This is a genomic window from Bacteroidetes Order II. bacterium, from assembly GCA_016788705.1.
In the GTDB taxonomy this organism is placed as follows: Bacteria; Bacteroidota; Rhodothermia; order Rhodothermales; family UBA2364; genus UBA2364.
Map to the genome: position 1 here is coordinate 118,635 of JAEUSQ010000039.1, position 13,810 is coordinate 132,444.

A 13,810-nucleotide genomic window follows, 5' to 3' on the forward strand; every position below is an offset into this window, starting at 1 on the left:
AAGACTTAGCCATTAGAAGGCAAATAGGTGACAAACAATTGTGGCTTTAGGGCCGCCTGGGTTTCGGTAAACCAAAAAACGGGATTTATAGAACTGGCCCCCACTTCTGGAATAACGATCAAACGTTTTGCGGTGGACTTTCCGATGACCATCCGTTGCAATTCATTGGTCAATCGTGGATCCGAGAACGAAAAATAACCGTCTTTAAACTTAGCACTCGCCAATTGGGCCAAGGTCTCGGTTTCGCTTACCCGATAAATGCCCAGTTGCCGGATGATTGGGCGGACGAACGCCCCACTTGCGTACAAACTGAGGGTATCTGCCGGAACCCGGATCAGGGCCGCGTTTAACGGAAGTTTTTGAAACCTATTCAGGTCTAACGACAGTTTGATGGCATCGCCAGTATTGTCTTGCAATACGTTACGCCCAGCAACCTCTAAAGGCTTCCCAGTGCGTTTAAGAAAGGTATGCGACTTAGAACTGGTGGACGAAAAGCGGAGGGTATCCCCCCCAGCAACCACCCGTAAGTATGAATCGGCGGGCGTAAAGCCAAAAATGGCATTTCCTGAGGCCAACTGAAACTGAAAACCATTAAAGGCTTTGTCAAATGTATTATCCGAAACCGCCCCGCGAAGCAATTGGTCGTATGTTTGTCGCCAGGCAGCGGGAAGGGCAATCTCCCATGTCTTATCACTTGCTTTCAGGTCGCCACTTGTGGTTACCGCAGCACCAGCCACCAATAGCGAATCATATTTTGCATTTGTAGGACTCCATTCGGCATTCATGGCATTCACCGTAAAGCGTACTGGCGTCTCCACGTCGCCATAGATATAAGCATTTTTTAGGACAATGGTCACATCCGAGACCGTCCCTTCTTTAAATTTTGTTGACCGATCGGTATTTTCCAAAAAATCTAAATACCCATAAGCCTCCATTTGCATACCAGAAAGGGGGCCAATTTCGTTTACTTTTCCGGCAAGTGTGGGTAACGCCGCTCCGGTCACATCCCGATACAAGCGCGCTTCGGCAGTCATTTGTAGGCCAGCTTCCACCCGATTGGGTGCATTGGCAATGTCATCAATGGTGGTTAGCCCAACATCACCTGGTGAGTCGCATCCACCAAGCCAGAAGAACAGCAACATTAAAAAAAACAGCACCCTACAAGGGGAGAAGAAGCGGTCGCACCGCCCATCTTGCAAAGAACATTTCAGCATATTCAGAGGATTTATCTTAAGCATAAAAGACTGATTTCAAAGAGAAAGAAAATGCAAGTACCAAGTAAATACCCAAAAAGTAGGCCATCAACCCAGTTCTATGCTCCCAAAAAACACCATTGCCAAGTCCTGCAACAGAAAACCCCATCCGACCGAGTCGTTGGGGCTTCAGATGAAAACTACCTGAAATTTCGTCAGACAAGAGCACCCGTCCCGACTAATTGTTGATAAAGTGCTACCGCAACTTCCAACAACTCATCTTTGGATGCCGCCAACTGCAAAGCCCCTTCCGGACGTTCTGCTTCGCTTTGTGTATAGAAAGCTAGGGCATCACTATATAAAGAAGCGACTTTATTCAGGTTCAAATCTGCCAGACGTTCATCACCCAATTGGTATTGCTTCACCTTAGCAGCCGAGAACTTCACATCCACCCCCATTTCATCCGGCGTATGTACAATTCGGGATTGTTCAAAGAGCGAGGAATCCGCGAGCTTGGTCCGCACCAAATAAGGAACCATAGCGCTCATCCAACCATTGGTATGGATAATGTCTGGCTTCCAGCCCAAGTTTTTGGTTGTTGCCAGTGCCGCATGTGCAAAATAGAGCGCTCGTTCTTCGTTATCCGTGAAAATTTTCCCCTCTTTATCCGCAAATATCCCCTTGCGCTTGAAGTAGAAATTATTGTCCATAAAATACACCTGAAGCCGAATTCCAGGAATGGACGCAACCTTCACTGCAAAACTTTCGGAACGGTTTCCAATCTGTATGCTTGTACCCGAAAGACGGATCACCTCGTGTAAACGATTCTTTCGCTCACTTATTGTGCCATAGCGGGGCATCATGATTCGGATTTCATAGTTACCCAGATCGTTGAGGTATTCGGGCAACTGCCGGAGAAGTTCTGCATTAACGGTATGCTGAACAAAAGGCTTTACCTCGCCGGAGACAAAGAGTATCTTCATGTAGGTCTAAATCCTTTTTGGATTGAACAAATATGACGCGCTGGGTGAAAAACACGTCCGAAAGTGGTCAACAAACGGCAAGCCGGGGTTGTGAGGTTTTTGGGCAGTACGTAATGGCGGAGTACTTGCGTGGCCAACATGCTGAATGGTAGGTTTTTTTATAAGATAAGAATATAAGAAAAATATGTACTTTGTTCAAGTGAAGTACTTCCCCGTCATTTGTTTTGCACCTAAGAACGCAAATCAAAAAAAAGTTTTACACAATCCTCACGACCTTTTTGGTTTTCGGGCCGTAAGTCCATATACTTCTTAGAACTTTTCTGATCCCTGTTGCTTATGAAACGTCCTGCTATGTCATTACCAGATGCTCCGCTTATTCTTTTTGACGGCGTTTGTAATTTGTGCAACGCTTCCATTCAATTTATTATTGACCGAGACCGGAAAGGCTTGTTCCGGTTTGCCTCTTTGCAATCCGATCTTGGTTTCTCGCTCCGTAAATCTTTTGATCTTGCCTCCGAGGAAGTTGATTCGGTCATCCTGATTATGGAGGGGCGGGCCTTTACCCATTCCGACGCTGCGCTAACCATTGCCAAGTATTTGGATGGTGCTTGGCCAATGCTTTTTGGTCTTATCGTATTGCCACGTTTTATCCGGGATGGGATATATCGTTTTATCGCCCGGAATCGCTATAAATGGTTTGGCAAGCGCGAACATTGCCGTATCCCTACTCCTGAACTACGGGCACGTTTTTTAGGATAAGTCCTTGATAATTATGCAGACAGTTTATTATCCATTAAACCGGATGGTTTGAATGGGATCTATTTTGGAGGCAAAACGTGCTGGAAAGTACGAAGCCACCACACATAAGAGCAATGCGAAAAGGGGGACTATAACAAAATCTACACCACTCAGTTCAATGGGTGCAGTATCCATAAAATAGGACTCCACCGGAAGCGGGATGAGGTGAAAACGTAGTTGCAACATGGCCAGCCCCCAAGCCAATGCCATGCCTAGGCCCGAACCCACCATGCCAATCATCACACCCAGCGTTAAAAATAAGCGGCGAATATGCTTTCCCGAAGCTCCAAGGCTTTGCAACATCCCGATTTCATTGGTCTTTTCGAGAATCAACATCAACAGCATCGAAATCAGGTTGAACGCTGCCACCAAAACAATGACCCCAATCAGCAATGGAATGATTTGCTCCTGAAGCCGAGTCCAAGCAAATAAGCCTTCTTGCGCTTCAAATACCGTTTGCACCTGAATGGGTAACTGGAAGCGGCTCGCCAAACCCAATTCACGGTCAACTTTTTGGGCGATTGCATGGGCCATTTCCAAACTTTCTACCCTCACATCCACCCGTGATGCCTCAAATGGACGATATCCCAGCATTTCACGGGCCTGGTGGATGTCCATAAAAGCAAATGCTTGCTCAAATTCCCGCATCCCCGAATCAAAAATGCCGGAAATTCTGAACGTTTTAATCGGAATATTGAGGGCATCTTCGGTGGATAAGGAATCTGACTCTTCGGGTTTAGAGAAAACCGTTACCCGATCATGCAATTTCAATTTCATCATCTGTGCCAATCCGCGACCAATAACCAATCCCGGTAGCCCTTCTTCGTTTGGCTCAAATGCAAAACGGCCTTCCCGAATGGTTCCGGATAAGTCTGGCGGCGGTCTTTCTACGCCACGCACCAACAGACCTTCAATATTCGCATCACCAGGGGCTTTAAGCAAGATATAATCCGAGATAATCGGCTCCACAAATTTCACTTCCGGCATATTATCCAAGCCAATTCGCAATATATCTAACCGAGAAATCGGTGTATTCCGCCAAGAAGTAATTTGTACATGTGACTCGAATGCCACAATTTTCCGCTCGATTTCTTTGCTGAAACCACGGACAATAGACAGGGTCAGTAATAAAGCAGCCACCCCAACGGCAACCCCACCCACCGATAAGTACGTAATAAATCTTAAGAAACGCCGACCTTTCGCTGGGTCTTCTGCGCTTCGTAGGTAGCGCATCGCCACAAATGGGATAAATCCTTTAAACATGCAGAGGGGTGAAGTTTAAATAAAGTCGGGAAGAGTACCCATGTTATTCGTTTAAAAACTTAAATTAAGCTCGGAATGCCTAAACCCTTTACCTTTACATCAATTTTTATGAACAACTCGCTTACCCAGATTCCGCATCCCTCCAATGAGCCCGTTCGTGCTTATGCGCCAGGCTCTCCGGAACGTACCGCGCTCCTGAAAAAAGTACAGGAAATGAAGGCCACGGCACATGAAATTGGGCCAATTGTGGACGGAAAAATGATCTTAACAGGTCTCACTGAAACGATTCATCCGCCCCATGAACACGCCCATGCCTTGGGTATTTTACACAACAGCACGCCCGAAGTGGTGGCACGAGCCATTTCCAATGCTATAGAAGCCCGTCATGACTGGATGCGCATGAACTGGCTGGATCGGGCAGCCATTTTCCTAAAAGCAGCCGACCTACTCGCCGGGCCGTGGCGCGACACCCTCAATGCAGCCACTATGCTCGGACAGAGCAAGAACGTATATCAAGCCGAAATTGACGCTGCCTGCGAACTCATTGATTTTTTAAGGTTTAATGCTTCGTATATGGAATTCATATACGCGCAACAACCCATTTCTTCGCCGGGTGTGTGGAACCGTCTGCAATATCGTGCCTTAGAAGGATTTGTTTTTGCCGTTGCCCCCTTTAATTTCACCGCTATTAGTGGCAACCTCACGGCCTCTCCTGCCATGATGGGCAATACCGTCCTTTGGAAGCCTTCAACTACAGCCGTGCTTTCTTCTTATTACATCTACAAATTGTTTGAGGAAGCAGGCGTTCCACCAGGTGTGATGAACTTTTTACCCGGTCATGGTCCCACCGTAGGCGATCCGGTTTTTGCTTCACCCCACTTATCCGGTTTACACTTCACAGGATCTACCGGGACGTTTCAATACATGTGGCGTACCATTGGCCAAAACATTGCCCACTATCGCAGTTACCCAAGGATTGTCGGAGAGACGGGGGGCAAGGATTTTGTAATGGCACACCCTTCAGCAGATACAAGAGCAGTTGCAACGGCCCTAACTCGTGGTGCATTCGAGTATCAGGGACAAAAATGCTCGGCGGCATCTCGTGCATACATTCCACAAAGCCTCTGGCCAGCAGTCAAGGAAGAATTACTCGCCCAACTCGAAGAAATCCAAATAGGCTCCATCGAGGATCCAAGCAACTTTGTGAATGCGGTCATTGACCATAAATCGTTCCAGAAAATTACTGCATATATCGAAGAGGCACGTAATACCCCCGGCGTTTCGATCATTGCAGGAGGGACTTATTCCGACCAAATAGGCTATTTTATTGCCCCAACGGTATTGCTCACCGATAATCCCAAGTACAAAACCATGTGTGAAGAAATCTTCGGACCAGTTCTCACCATATTTGTATATGAAGATGCTAAGTTTGAAGAAACCTTAACACTTCTGGATCAGACATCACCTTATGCCCTAACAGGCGCTATTTTTGCACAAGATCGCGCTGCGCTGACACATATGACCGATGTTCTGACCGATGCCGCTGGCAACTTCTACCTCAATGATAAACCAACAGGAGCAGTGGTGGGCCAGCAACCCTTTGGCGGTGCACGTGCTTCGGGCACCAACGACAAAGCAGGATCGTACCTTAACCTCATCCGTTGGACGTCTCCAAGAACCATCAAAGAGACCTTTGCCCCGCCCCATAACTACCGATACCCATTTTTGGGCTAAAATTTCGCCCCTGTGCTAAGTACAGGGGCTCTTTTTGCAACAGCCTCTTTAAATTCACAACGGAAGCCCCTATCTTTCGCCATCTTACATCCCGCATATCCGCAAAACCATGATAGACCTTACCAAACAGGAAAACATTTTCATCTACCATGGCGGCCAGCAATACGGCCCCATGACGTATGCACAAGCCCGCCAGTTTATGTCTAAGCGCCCGCCAACACCATCAGATCTCTTCTGGGCGGATGGTATGAAAAACTGGGAACCCTTGCCAGACTCCTTGCTTTCGCAGTCGGCACTCGAAAATTTAGGGGGCCGAAGTGGATTGCTTTTGGAAACCGTTGGCGCCACTGACATGGACCAAGCCTCTAACCCAAACCAGACCCGCGCCCTTGCACAACCTCCCTTACAAACAACTGCCGAAACCCGCAAGCCAGAATCCCAAACGGAACAACCCACCCGCTTGCCCCATCAAAAAAAAGAAGAACCCACCTTAAAACCAGTTCGGACAGGACTGGGTGGCTTTTTTATCCCTGTAGCCTTGGTCTCATTGGTTTTTCTGGGTATTGCGGTTTATGCATTCACAACTTTTCTTGGCGCATTTTTGGCAACCCTGTCTTCTACTGCCTTAAGTGAAGCCCCAGACACCCAAAATGTCCGCCTACTGGCACTATTTGCCTCGTTTGGTAGTTTTGCAGCGGTTTTCTGGACGATTATGCTTAACGTGTATCTTTTCCGAAAAAAACAAGTCTTTCCCTCTATGTTCAGGGCCACCATCGGTGTATTGGCGCTGTTTGGTAGCCTTGTTTTTGGTTTTATGGTTGCCGAGAAATTAGGTCTCTCCAATGTATTAAAAGGACAAGTACCAACGGTTAATCAATGGATGCCTTCTACCCTTACCCTTTGGGGCCAAGTTTACGATTCCTCGTTGTTCATCTTAACGGCTTCCTTGGCTCTTTTGCTTATTTTAATGTATTTGGTTATTTATATAAGTCGTTCTAAACGGGTTAGACATACTTTTATTCGATGAAATAAAAGGCATCTTTTTAAGAACTTGAACATTATTTATGATTCAAAAAAGAATAATAATATAAGCTATTAACACAAAATATTAAATCCAATTTTTATGAATGATAAATTCATTTTCATAGCCTTGACCATCACTCTATTAATGACAGGATATAACCACTATATCATTAATATAAATAGCAAGACCAATAAAGACCCAAGGGATGACTATTCAGCCAAGATTGATAGTTTAATAGAAACAAAAAATCCAAGAAATTTTAATGGTATTGTTTTGATAACCCAAAAAGGTAAGATAAAATATGTAAAAGCCATCGGCTATTCAGACTTTGATAAAAAAACACCTCTGACATTAAAAGATAACTTTAGGATTCAATCGAATAGCAAGCAAATAACAGCTGTTTTAGTCCTAAAAGAAGCTGAAAAAGGAAACCTAAGTTTGGAAAAGCCAATTGGGGCCTATTTACCAAACTTAAACCAAACATGGGCGGATACGGTAACCGTATGACAGTTACTAAATATGTCTGCTGGTATCGTAAGCCTCGACAAACCATTGGCTTTTAAACCGGGAACGGGCTTCCACTATAGTAACCCAGCTTATGGGTTATTAGGGAACGTGATTGAAAAAGTCACGGGTAAAACATTTGTAGAGGTTGCCAATAACCTTTTTAAAGAGCTTGGAATGAATAATACATATTGCTATGAAATGAATAAACCGAATATTGGTCTTGTTAATGGATATTGGGTGACAAAAAATTCCATTGAATTGGTCAACTTTAAAAGTATGAATTTTACGGATAAAAGTTGGCAAATTTCATTCCTTCCGGAGGTATTATCTCTAATGCACTTGATTTAAATACTTGGGATTCAAAACTTCACAATGGAAAAATCTTACAACCGAAATCCTATGAAGCAATGACAAATTCAAACATTATAGATTCCGATTTTACTTTTAGTGAAGAAAAATCAAATTATGGCTATGGAATTAATATTAATGAAGCCCAACCGCTTAAATATATTGGCCATGCAGGAAGAGGAATAGGATTTGTAAGTCTTAAATTTTATGTACCAACTAAGAAATTATGTGTAATTATTTTGGAAAATATTTATGAACGAGATACCAATATCGTATATCATTTTCAAAAAAAATTAGACAAATTGTAATGAACAGTAATCTCATAAAATAATCAAAGGACACCGATATTATATTGACAATAGTTGAGTGGATTTCCCATTTTAATTTATTCACTACCATCACGATATAAAAGCCTGAATTAGGTTCACACCTGCTCCACTGCGTTTGTCCTGTAACCAATAATCAAGTGCCCGTTACAGCTTTTCACTCGTAGCAAAGAATACGAACTTTCGACAAATTGTAGCCACTATCTCACAGCACAGGTTCACTTTCGTTTGTCTCCCTCATTCCTACCTGACTACTCAAGATAGCCTTTTCCTATATGTTAGCCACTTTTATTTCGGATAAAAAGTCAAAAAAGATAATTTATTAAAGAGCTAAACATCAAAAAATCTAATTCTTTAAAAAACATGATCAGGGAAAATTTTTCAAAACCACGTCTTTGTGAATTTTAATCAATTTCACACTTATTAAGGTTTAGATAAATAGGACAATATGTTATTTTAATTTATTTTTCAAGGTTGCAAATCATCTTAAGACTTAATTAATTTGACCAACATATAGCTATTTATGGCAGATAAAAATCTACAAAACCTGTTGTTTTATCTACGCTATACCATCCCTGCGTTGCAGTATGTCCGATATTTTCGTTGGTGATCACCTCGTAACACCGGATAATATACTTCCCCTTGTCCATATGATTGACCTCAATAAATGCTTTTGCACCCTTAGATTGTAATAAACCTAACCATTCTTTAACTTCTGGAATTAGGCGAACACGGTCTATGGCTTGTTTTTCGGACAGAGGGTTACGAACAGGCGGGAAGTAGGACTGGTCTATCGGAACGGGGGCATCGGGCACTTCATACGCCGATGGATCTACCAAACGTTCGTCGGGCGGACCATCTGCTACAGATACACGTTTACATTTCAGGATAACAGGTTCGGTGGGCATATCTGGGAGTTCGGTAATTTGTAGATCGGTTTTGTCATCACTCAGCACCAACTTCAGGCGGTATTTGGTGTCTGGAGACGTTTTTTCCCATGTCTCACACGTTATTTCATGGCCAACGAGAGAAGAACAAGTCGTTTCGAGGTCTGCGCCTCCGGATGTATTGGATCGTGGATATATCTTAAGTTCTGAACCGCGCACCTCAATAAACAGATCGTCGTCTGGATTTCCGATGCGAATGTCCTGCTGTTGCGAACTATTGGCCCAGTAAGCCCGCCAAACCCCGTCAAAATCGGCCAGTTGAAAACCTTTGGATGCCTCTGGTGCGGGCGCAAGTTGTGGTTTTTGATCCGAATTAAGTGGAAGTTGTGGTTTTTCTACCGATGTTTTGTTATACCACCAGTACCAGCCTCCTAAAAAGACCACCACCACTATGCCCAACATCAAAAATTTGGGAATGATAGAGGGCTTGGGTGGGTTTGCATTCCTCACCAACATAGGTGTGGCATCCAAAGAGGACATTGGTTCAATGAGTGGCTCCTCTGGAAGGGGTTGGGTGGGTGGAATCGGAGAAGCGGATTTTTCTGGTAAAGAGCCTATCCAAACATCAGGAATAGGGGTTACGGGGCGGGTTGGATCGCCCGAAGTCCAAGTAGCAGGGTTCTGTAATGGCTCGGGCTTTAGCTCCAATCGTAACCCACAAGAGGGGCAAAACACATCGCCCGACACCAATTTAGTGCCACAATTTGGGCAAAAGTTAAGATTCGTCATCTTCGTCCTCTATTTGGTGTGCAGAAAATCGTCCATTATAGCGCTTCATTACCTGACGTGCTGCGGGCAAGTTCACTTCGGGGACGGGAACCAAAAAGGCATCCTCTGCCGAAACAGTTGGGCCACTCATATAAGTATATGGAAAAACAAGTAGATAGGGGTTTTCTTCGGTTTCTAAAAACACTTGTCCACGTGCTACGGTCATCATGTCCCAAAAGACAAACCGTCCACCTGCATAAGCCCCTTTTTCTCCCAAAAGCACCATCCGGTTCTGGCGTTGTTGATAACGATACCAGTGGGGTGCCAAAAAAGCGGGAATGATCGCAACAAGTGCAATTCCAAGCCCAATCAACAAGAACAAGGGATCTGAAGAAACGATTGTCAAAAAGATCACGATCACCAAGGTAATCACTAATATTAACCGTAAAACTACCATATTGCGTGATTTTTGTGTTTTATAACTGATGTTCAAATACGCTTCCCATTCTTCTGGCAAGACTTCCCATTTTGCCCAAGTCCCTTCATCGTTCAGTAACTTATCTAATTCCCTTGCCTGTCGCGTATAATAATACGCCGTTACCAAAGTCATTATGATTCCAAACAGGCACAAAAACGCTACGCCAAACCCCCATTTCATCATATCGGCATCCAACTGTGCAGGTAGAATCATTCCAAGTAGAAACAGAAACGCAAAGAAATAAGCACCTTTTACAACATTCCAATTACGATTTTTCATGTTTTCATCCTCCTTATAGGCCTTAGTGGGTGGGTACATGTTTTGGAAGGTTTAGGCGGCGAATGAGGTCCTCGGCATTGTTTACGCCATGAGACTTTAGTATTTGCAACGCCGAATGAGGGTCTTTTTGTGAGGCCACCTTCATCACCAAATTATAGGTGGCAGTATCCACCTGATGCCCATCTTTGATGGCTCTTGCACCATATTTCACCATTTGGTTGAGGTTGTTTTGTTTGGCGGCCTCTGCCACGTGCCCGAGTTGACTCCTGACCGAGGCGGCTTTTTGGGCAGTACTTAGAATAGTGGGTTTTCCCATTTGTTGGTGTACAGGCAGGACACTCCGGCCAGGTGCCGAAACGTGATCACCAATCACCACACGACCATCACGGCTTACATGTACCTGATGATAACCAGAGCGCCCCGGCTCGCGTTGTAAACTCCTGACCAACCAGGATTCACTATTGGGGGCTGGCCCTTTGGCATCCATCAGCCTTCCTGGGCGCGGGGTGTAGATATTGGTATCCAACGTCTTTTGGCTAAAACCCAGATTACCACATTCTTCTTTAAGGATTTGGTTCATCCTTTGTGCGCGGACGTGCTTCATACCCAGTACAGTCTGGTCTAAATCGCAGGCCACATTCGAGCCGTTAATGGCCACGCGGCTACCTTCGGTGGAGTTTGCCGTAAAGAAACGTTTGGGTATGGGCGAACCACTTTTTTGCAAAGCCGCCACTTCTTCGGCAATGGCCCGCCTTACGGCATTGTTCACGGCTTGCTCTTGAAGTTGTAGTTTCCGCGCCGTAATAAGGGTATGGGCATCCTTGCTCATCACACCGTTTATTCGGATATTATATAACGATCCCGAACCACCATCGGCTCTGATGGCCGAATCTATCGCATCTCGGAGACCTGTATTTTTGCCGAGGTAATTTTGGGCGGTTTTGAAGTTCATGGTGGCGTTTGGTGGAGCGCCCGCATGACCAATCAGATTTTCTACCTGTTGAACTGCCCGTCCGGAATTGGCCAGCGTCTGGGCTTGTTCGATGGCTTTTTTGGTTTGGGCAATCCGATCCGCCAAGCCTCCTTTTGCCATTGCAGAAGCACCCTGTTTGGCAGCGGCAGACTCCATGCCTGCTAAGTTTTTTTGTAATTGCGCCACTCGGCTGGCGGCGAGTTCGGCTGTTTTGGCCGCAGCCAAGCCCGGATTGGCACTTTTGATTAAGGTGGTACTTTGTCCCAAGCCCGGCACAGGCGTTTTGGCGTATTTTGTGGGCAACAAAAGACTGGCTATTTTCACCGCAGCCGAGGGGATTGCCCAGAGTTTTTCCTCCGTACTCGCATTTTTATCGAAGAATGACTTCACCTCTTCGTAAGGCAAAACTTCTTTCAGAATGCCCGCTATCCCTTTTCCAACCCCTAATACAGCCGAGGCCAGCAGCTTTCCTTCCGTCACCAGAACGGTTTTTACGGCATCTAAGTAGCGCCCTTCTTTAATGGCCTCCACAAATTGTTTGGGGGCATTGGGTGCATTGGTTTTGATCCAATTTTTGAAAGACTCATTCACGCCTCGTACAAAATAGCCCGGATTTAAGACGGCATCGCCAATGGCCATGATGCCCTTTCCGGCAGCTACTACCCCATCTTTGATCCCAATCCCGATGTTTTTTACCGCGCCACCCACTTCCACCGCTACGTCTTTTACGGTTCTCCCAATCGCTTTAATGGCCTCCACTGCCGTGCCCGTTGCCCCTGATTCTGGCTTGGGAGCTACTGCATCTTTAAGCGCTTGTTTGATGGCCTCCCATTTCCCGGTAATAACTTTCCCATCGGGTGTAAAACACGTATTTTTAGCCTGATTTACCAAATCTCTAATTTTGGGATCCTTCATCAAGACCGTTCTTCCCTCCACGTATTTCAACGTCTGTTTAGCGGAAGTTGTGGCGGGGTCATTGGGCGGTTTAGGTTTTTCTGGGTTTTTATTTTTATCGGAATCTGTTTTGGAGTTTTTGCCTTTTTCTGGTTTTTTGGGAGATTTTGGGTCTTCCGGTTTTCGGGTTTGATCCTTCTGCTCTATGGGTTTGGAAGGCCCTACTGGCGGTTTTCCGCCTTTAGGAACGGTGGGGGGTGGCGTCTGACCTCCGCCCAAGATACCGCTTAGCCATCCACCAAGAATGCCCAAGATGCCCGGCCCAATAACACCTAAAACACCCTGAACCACGTTTTTAGGCCCGGGAATAGCACCAACTGGCCCCAGTCCGGGGGCAACCGGAATACTTGCGCCCACTTGTGTATTCCCGTCTGCCCCCGTTGTCATATTCCCAACAAATTGGCCTGATGCACTTATGGTTACATTTTGCTCTGCACTTTTTTCGTCCGCATTGTCAAAAACGATCCTAAAGGTATTTTCCGCACCCTTGAAGAAATCGCACGAGGCGGTAAAACGGCCATTGGCATATTGAATGTGGCCTTGAACCGCAGCACCACCCGATGCACGAAAAATGGTGGCCGAGGTAATCGCCGATTTACTTTTATACGTTCCGGTAATCCGTACTACGTTTGCGGTTGTATCCAATGCCGCACTTGTTATGGCAATCAGAACTCGCTCTGGATCGTCCCCGCCTTGCACTTTGAATTGCAGATTCATCAAAACCTGCTCTAAAGTGCCACAGTAGGAGGGTTCGCACATCCCTACTACCAAAAATGCTATGTTTTCTATATTTATGGCCAAAGCCCGTTTGTGCGTTGGGCGCGAAGCATTCTCGTGGTCTCCCATCCGAATAAGCCAGCCTGCGTACCCATCCACTGTTACATTGGCGGTACTTTGGTAAAAAGACCGTTCATAGACCACATTCCATGGGGTTTCCTCGGAGGCAACCAAGGGATCTTGGGCTTCCTTTTCGTCCACCCCATCATCTCGTTGCAAGTGGCGCATAAACAATGCGACTTTTCCGTCCTCATTAATTCGTTCAAAGTAAAAGCGACGCAACGCTTCGTCATTCTCGAATTGTTGTTCAACCCTAATGACAGTGGCCGAGGCGAACGTTGTCGTATATCCTTCTTGTTCCTCGGTACTATGGCTTGCATACATAGGCCCTTTGACCGTCCAGCCAGTAGGTAAATCTGGCCAAATCACTTCCACTTTTGCGGTTTGCGACCATGCCACTTGTGTTACGATAAACCAGCCAAGCAAACCTATTTTTCTGAAGCGTGTCATGACCTTTT

Annotated in this window: 12 protein-coding genes; 6 read left to right on the top strand and 6 right to left on the bottom strand. The window is 45.6% G+C overall.

Going from position 1 to position 13,810, the window contains the following annotated elements; all coding sequences use genetic code 11:
* Positions 1-5: 5 nt before the first annotated feature.
* Positions 6-1,214, bottom strand: coding sequence for a hypothetical protein (locus JNN12_10250; GenBank protein MBL7978710.1), 1,209 nt, complete (start codon positions 1,212-1,214; stop codon positions 6-8).
* 194 nt (positions 1,215-1,408) lie between these two features.
* The gene (locus JNN12_10255) at positions 1,409-2,176 is read right to left on the bottom strand and encodes a glycogen/starch synthase (GenBank protein ID MBL7978711.1); all 768 of its coding nucleotides are present in this window, start codon (positions 2,174-2,176) and stop codon (positions 1,409-1,411) included.
* 336 nt (positions 2,177-2,512) lie between these two features.
* Between JNN12_10255 and JNN12_10260 the strand changes: the two genes are divergently transcribed.
* Positions 2,513-2,935, top strand: a complete 423-nt coding sequence (locus JNN12_10260; protein ID MBL7978712.1) for a thiol-disulfide oxidoreductase DCC family protein — start codon at positions 2,513-2,515, stop codon at positions 2,933-2,935.
* Between the two features lie 27 nt (positions 2,936-2,962).
* Here JNN12_10260 and JNN12_10265 read toward each other — a convergent pair whose 3' ends face one another.
* A complete protein-coding gene (locus JNN12_10265) occupies positions 2,963-4,237 on the bottom strand; it encodes an ABC transporter permease (GenBank protein ID MBL7978713.1) in 1,275 nt (424 codons plus the stop codon).
* A 108-nt stretch (positions 4,238-4,345) separates the two neighbouring features.
* Between JNN12_10265 and pruA the strand changes: the two genes are divergently transcribed.
* The 5 genes from pruA (at position 4,346) to JNN12_10290 (ending at position 8,158) form a co-directional block, all read left to right on the top strand.
* Positions 4,346-5,971, top strand: a complete 1,626-nt coding sequence (pruA, locus tag JNN12_10270; protein MBL7978714.1) for an L-glutamate gamma-semialdehyde dehydrogenase — start codon at positions 4,346-4,348, stop codon at positions 5,969-5,971.
* Positions 5,972-6,080: 109 nt separating this feature from the next.
* The gene (locus JNN12_10275; protein ID MBL7978715.1) at positions 6,081-6,998 is read left to right on the top strand and encodes a DUF4339 domain-containing protein; all 918 of its coding nucleotides are present in this window, start codon (positions 6,081-6,083) and stop codon (positions 6,996-6,998) included.
* 96 nt (positions 6,999-7,094) lie between these two features.
* Positions 7,095-7,502 (top strand): beta-lactamase family protein, encoded by a 408-nt coding sequence (locus JNN12_10280; GenBank protein ID MBL7978716.1) that lies wholly within the window; start codon positions 7,095-7,097, stop codon positions 7,500-7,502.
* Positions 7,503-7,514: 12 nt separating this feature from the next.
* Positions 7,515-7,850, top strand: a complete 336-nt coding sequence (locus JNN12_10285; GenBank protein MBL7978717.1) for a beta-lactamase family protein — start codon at positions 7,515-7,517, stop codon at positions 7,848-7,850.
* A complete protein-coding gene (locus JNN12_10290) occupies positions 7,799-8,158 on the top strand; it encodes a serine hydrolase (GenBank protein ID MBL7978718.1) in 360 nt (119 codons plus the stop codon). Before JNN12_10285 ends, JNN12_10290 begins: the two co-directional genes overlap by 52 nt.
* 539 nt (positions 8,159-8,697) lie before the next feature.
* Here the strand turns inward: JNN12_10290 and JNN12_10295 are convergent.
* Genes JNN12_10295 through JNN12_10305 form a run of 3 tightly spaced genes read right to left on the bottom strand, consistent with a single transcriptional unit; the run spans position 8,698 to position 13,802 of the window.
* The gene (locus tag JNN12_10295; GenBank protein ID MBL7978719.1) at positions 8,698-9,852 is read right to left on the bottom strand and encodes a zinc ribbon domain-containing protein; all 1,155 of its coding nucleotides are present in this window, start codon (positions 9,850-9,852) and stop codon (positions 8,698-8,700) included.
* Complete coding sequence (locus JNN12_10300) at positions 9,839-10,588, bottom strand: hypothetical protein (GenBank protein MBL7978720.1); 750 nt, start codon at positions 10,586-10,588, stop codon at positions 9,839-9,841. Before JNN12_10300 ends, JNN12_10295 begins: the two co-directional genes overlap by 14 nt.
* 22 nt (positions 10,589-10,610) lie before the next feature.
* On the bottom strand, positions 10,611-13,802 hold the full coding sequence (locus tag JNN12_10305) for a hypothetical protein (protein ID MBL7978721.1): 3,192 nt from the start codon (positions 13,800-13,802) through the stop codon (positions 10,611-10,613).
* Between the last annotated feature and the right edge of the window lie 8 nt (positions 13,803-13,810).

Bases quoted from the DNA above. Each gene is read 5' to 3' on its own strand.
- JNN12_10250 (MBL7978710.1), bottom strand. From the start codon at position 1,214: ATGCTGAAATGTTCTTTGCAAGATGGGCGGTGCGACCGCTTCTTCTCC.
- JNN12_10300 (MBL7978720.1), bottom strand. From the start codon at position 10,588: ATGAAAAATCGTAATTGGAATGTTGTAAAAGGTGCTTATTTCTTTGCG.
- JNN12_10285 (MBL7978717.1), top strand. From the start codon at position 7,515: ATGTCTGCTGGTATCGTAAGCCTCGACAAACCATTGGCTTTTAAACCG.
- JNN12_10305 (MBL7978721.1), bottom strand. From the start codon at position 13,802: ATGACACGCTTCAGAAAAATAGGTTTGCTTGGCTGGTTTATCGTAACA.
- JNN12_10260 (MBL7978712.1), top strand. From the start codon at position 2,513: ATGAAACGTCCTGCTATGTCATTACCAGATGCTCCGCTTATTCTTTTT.
- JNN12_10255 (MBL7978711.1), bottom strand. From the start codon at position 2,176: ATGAAGATACTCTTTGTCTCCGGCGAGGTAAAGCCTTTTGTTCAGCAT.
- JNN12_10265 (MBL7978713.1), bottom strand. From the start codon at position 4,237: ATGTTTAAAGGATTTATCCCATTTGTGGCGATGCGCTACCTACGAAGC.
- pruA (MBL7978714.1), top strand. From the start codon at position 4,346: ATGAACAACTCGCTTACCCAGATTCCGCATCCCTCCAATGAGCCCGTT.
- JNN12_10295 (MBL7978719.1), bottom strand. From the start codon at position 9,852: ATGACGAATCTTAACTTTTGCCCAAATTGTGGCACTAAATTGGTGTCG.
- JNN12_10275 (MBL7978715.1), top strand. From the start codon at position 6,081: ATGATAGACCTTACCAAACAGGAAAACATTTTCATCTACCATGGCGGC.
- JNN12_10280 (MBL7978716.1), top strand. From the start codon at position 7,095: ATGAATGATAAATTCATTTTCATAGCCTTGACCATCACTCTATTAATG.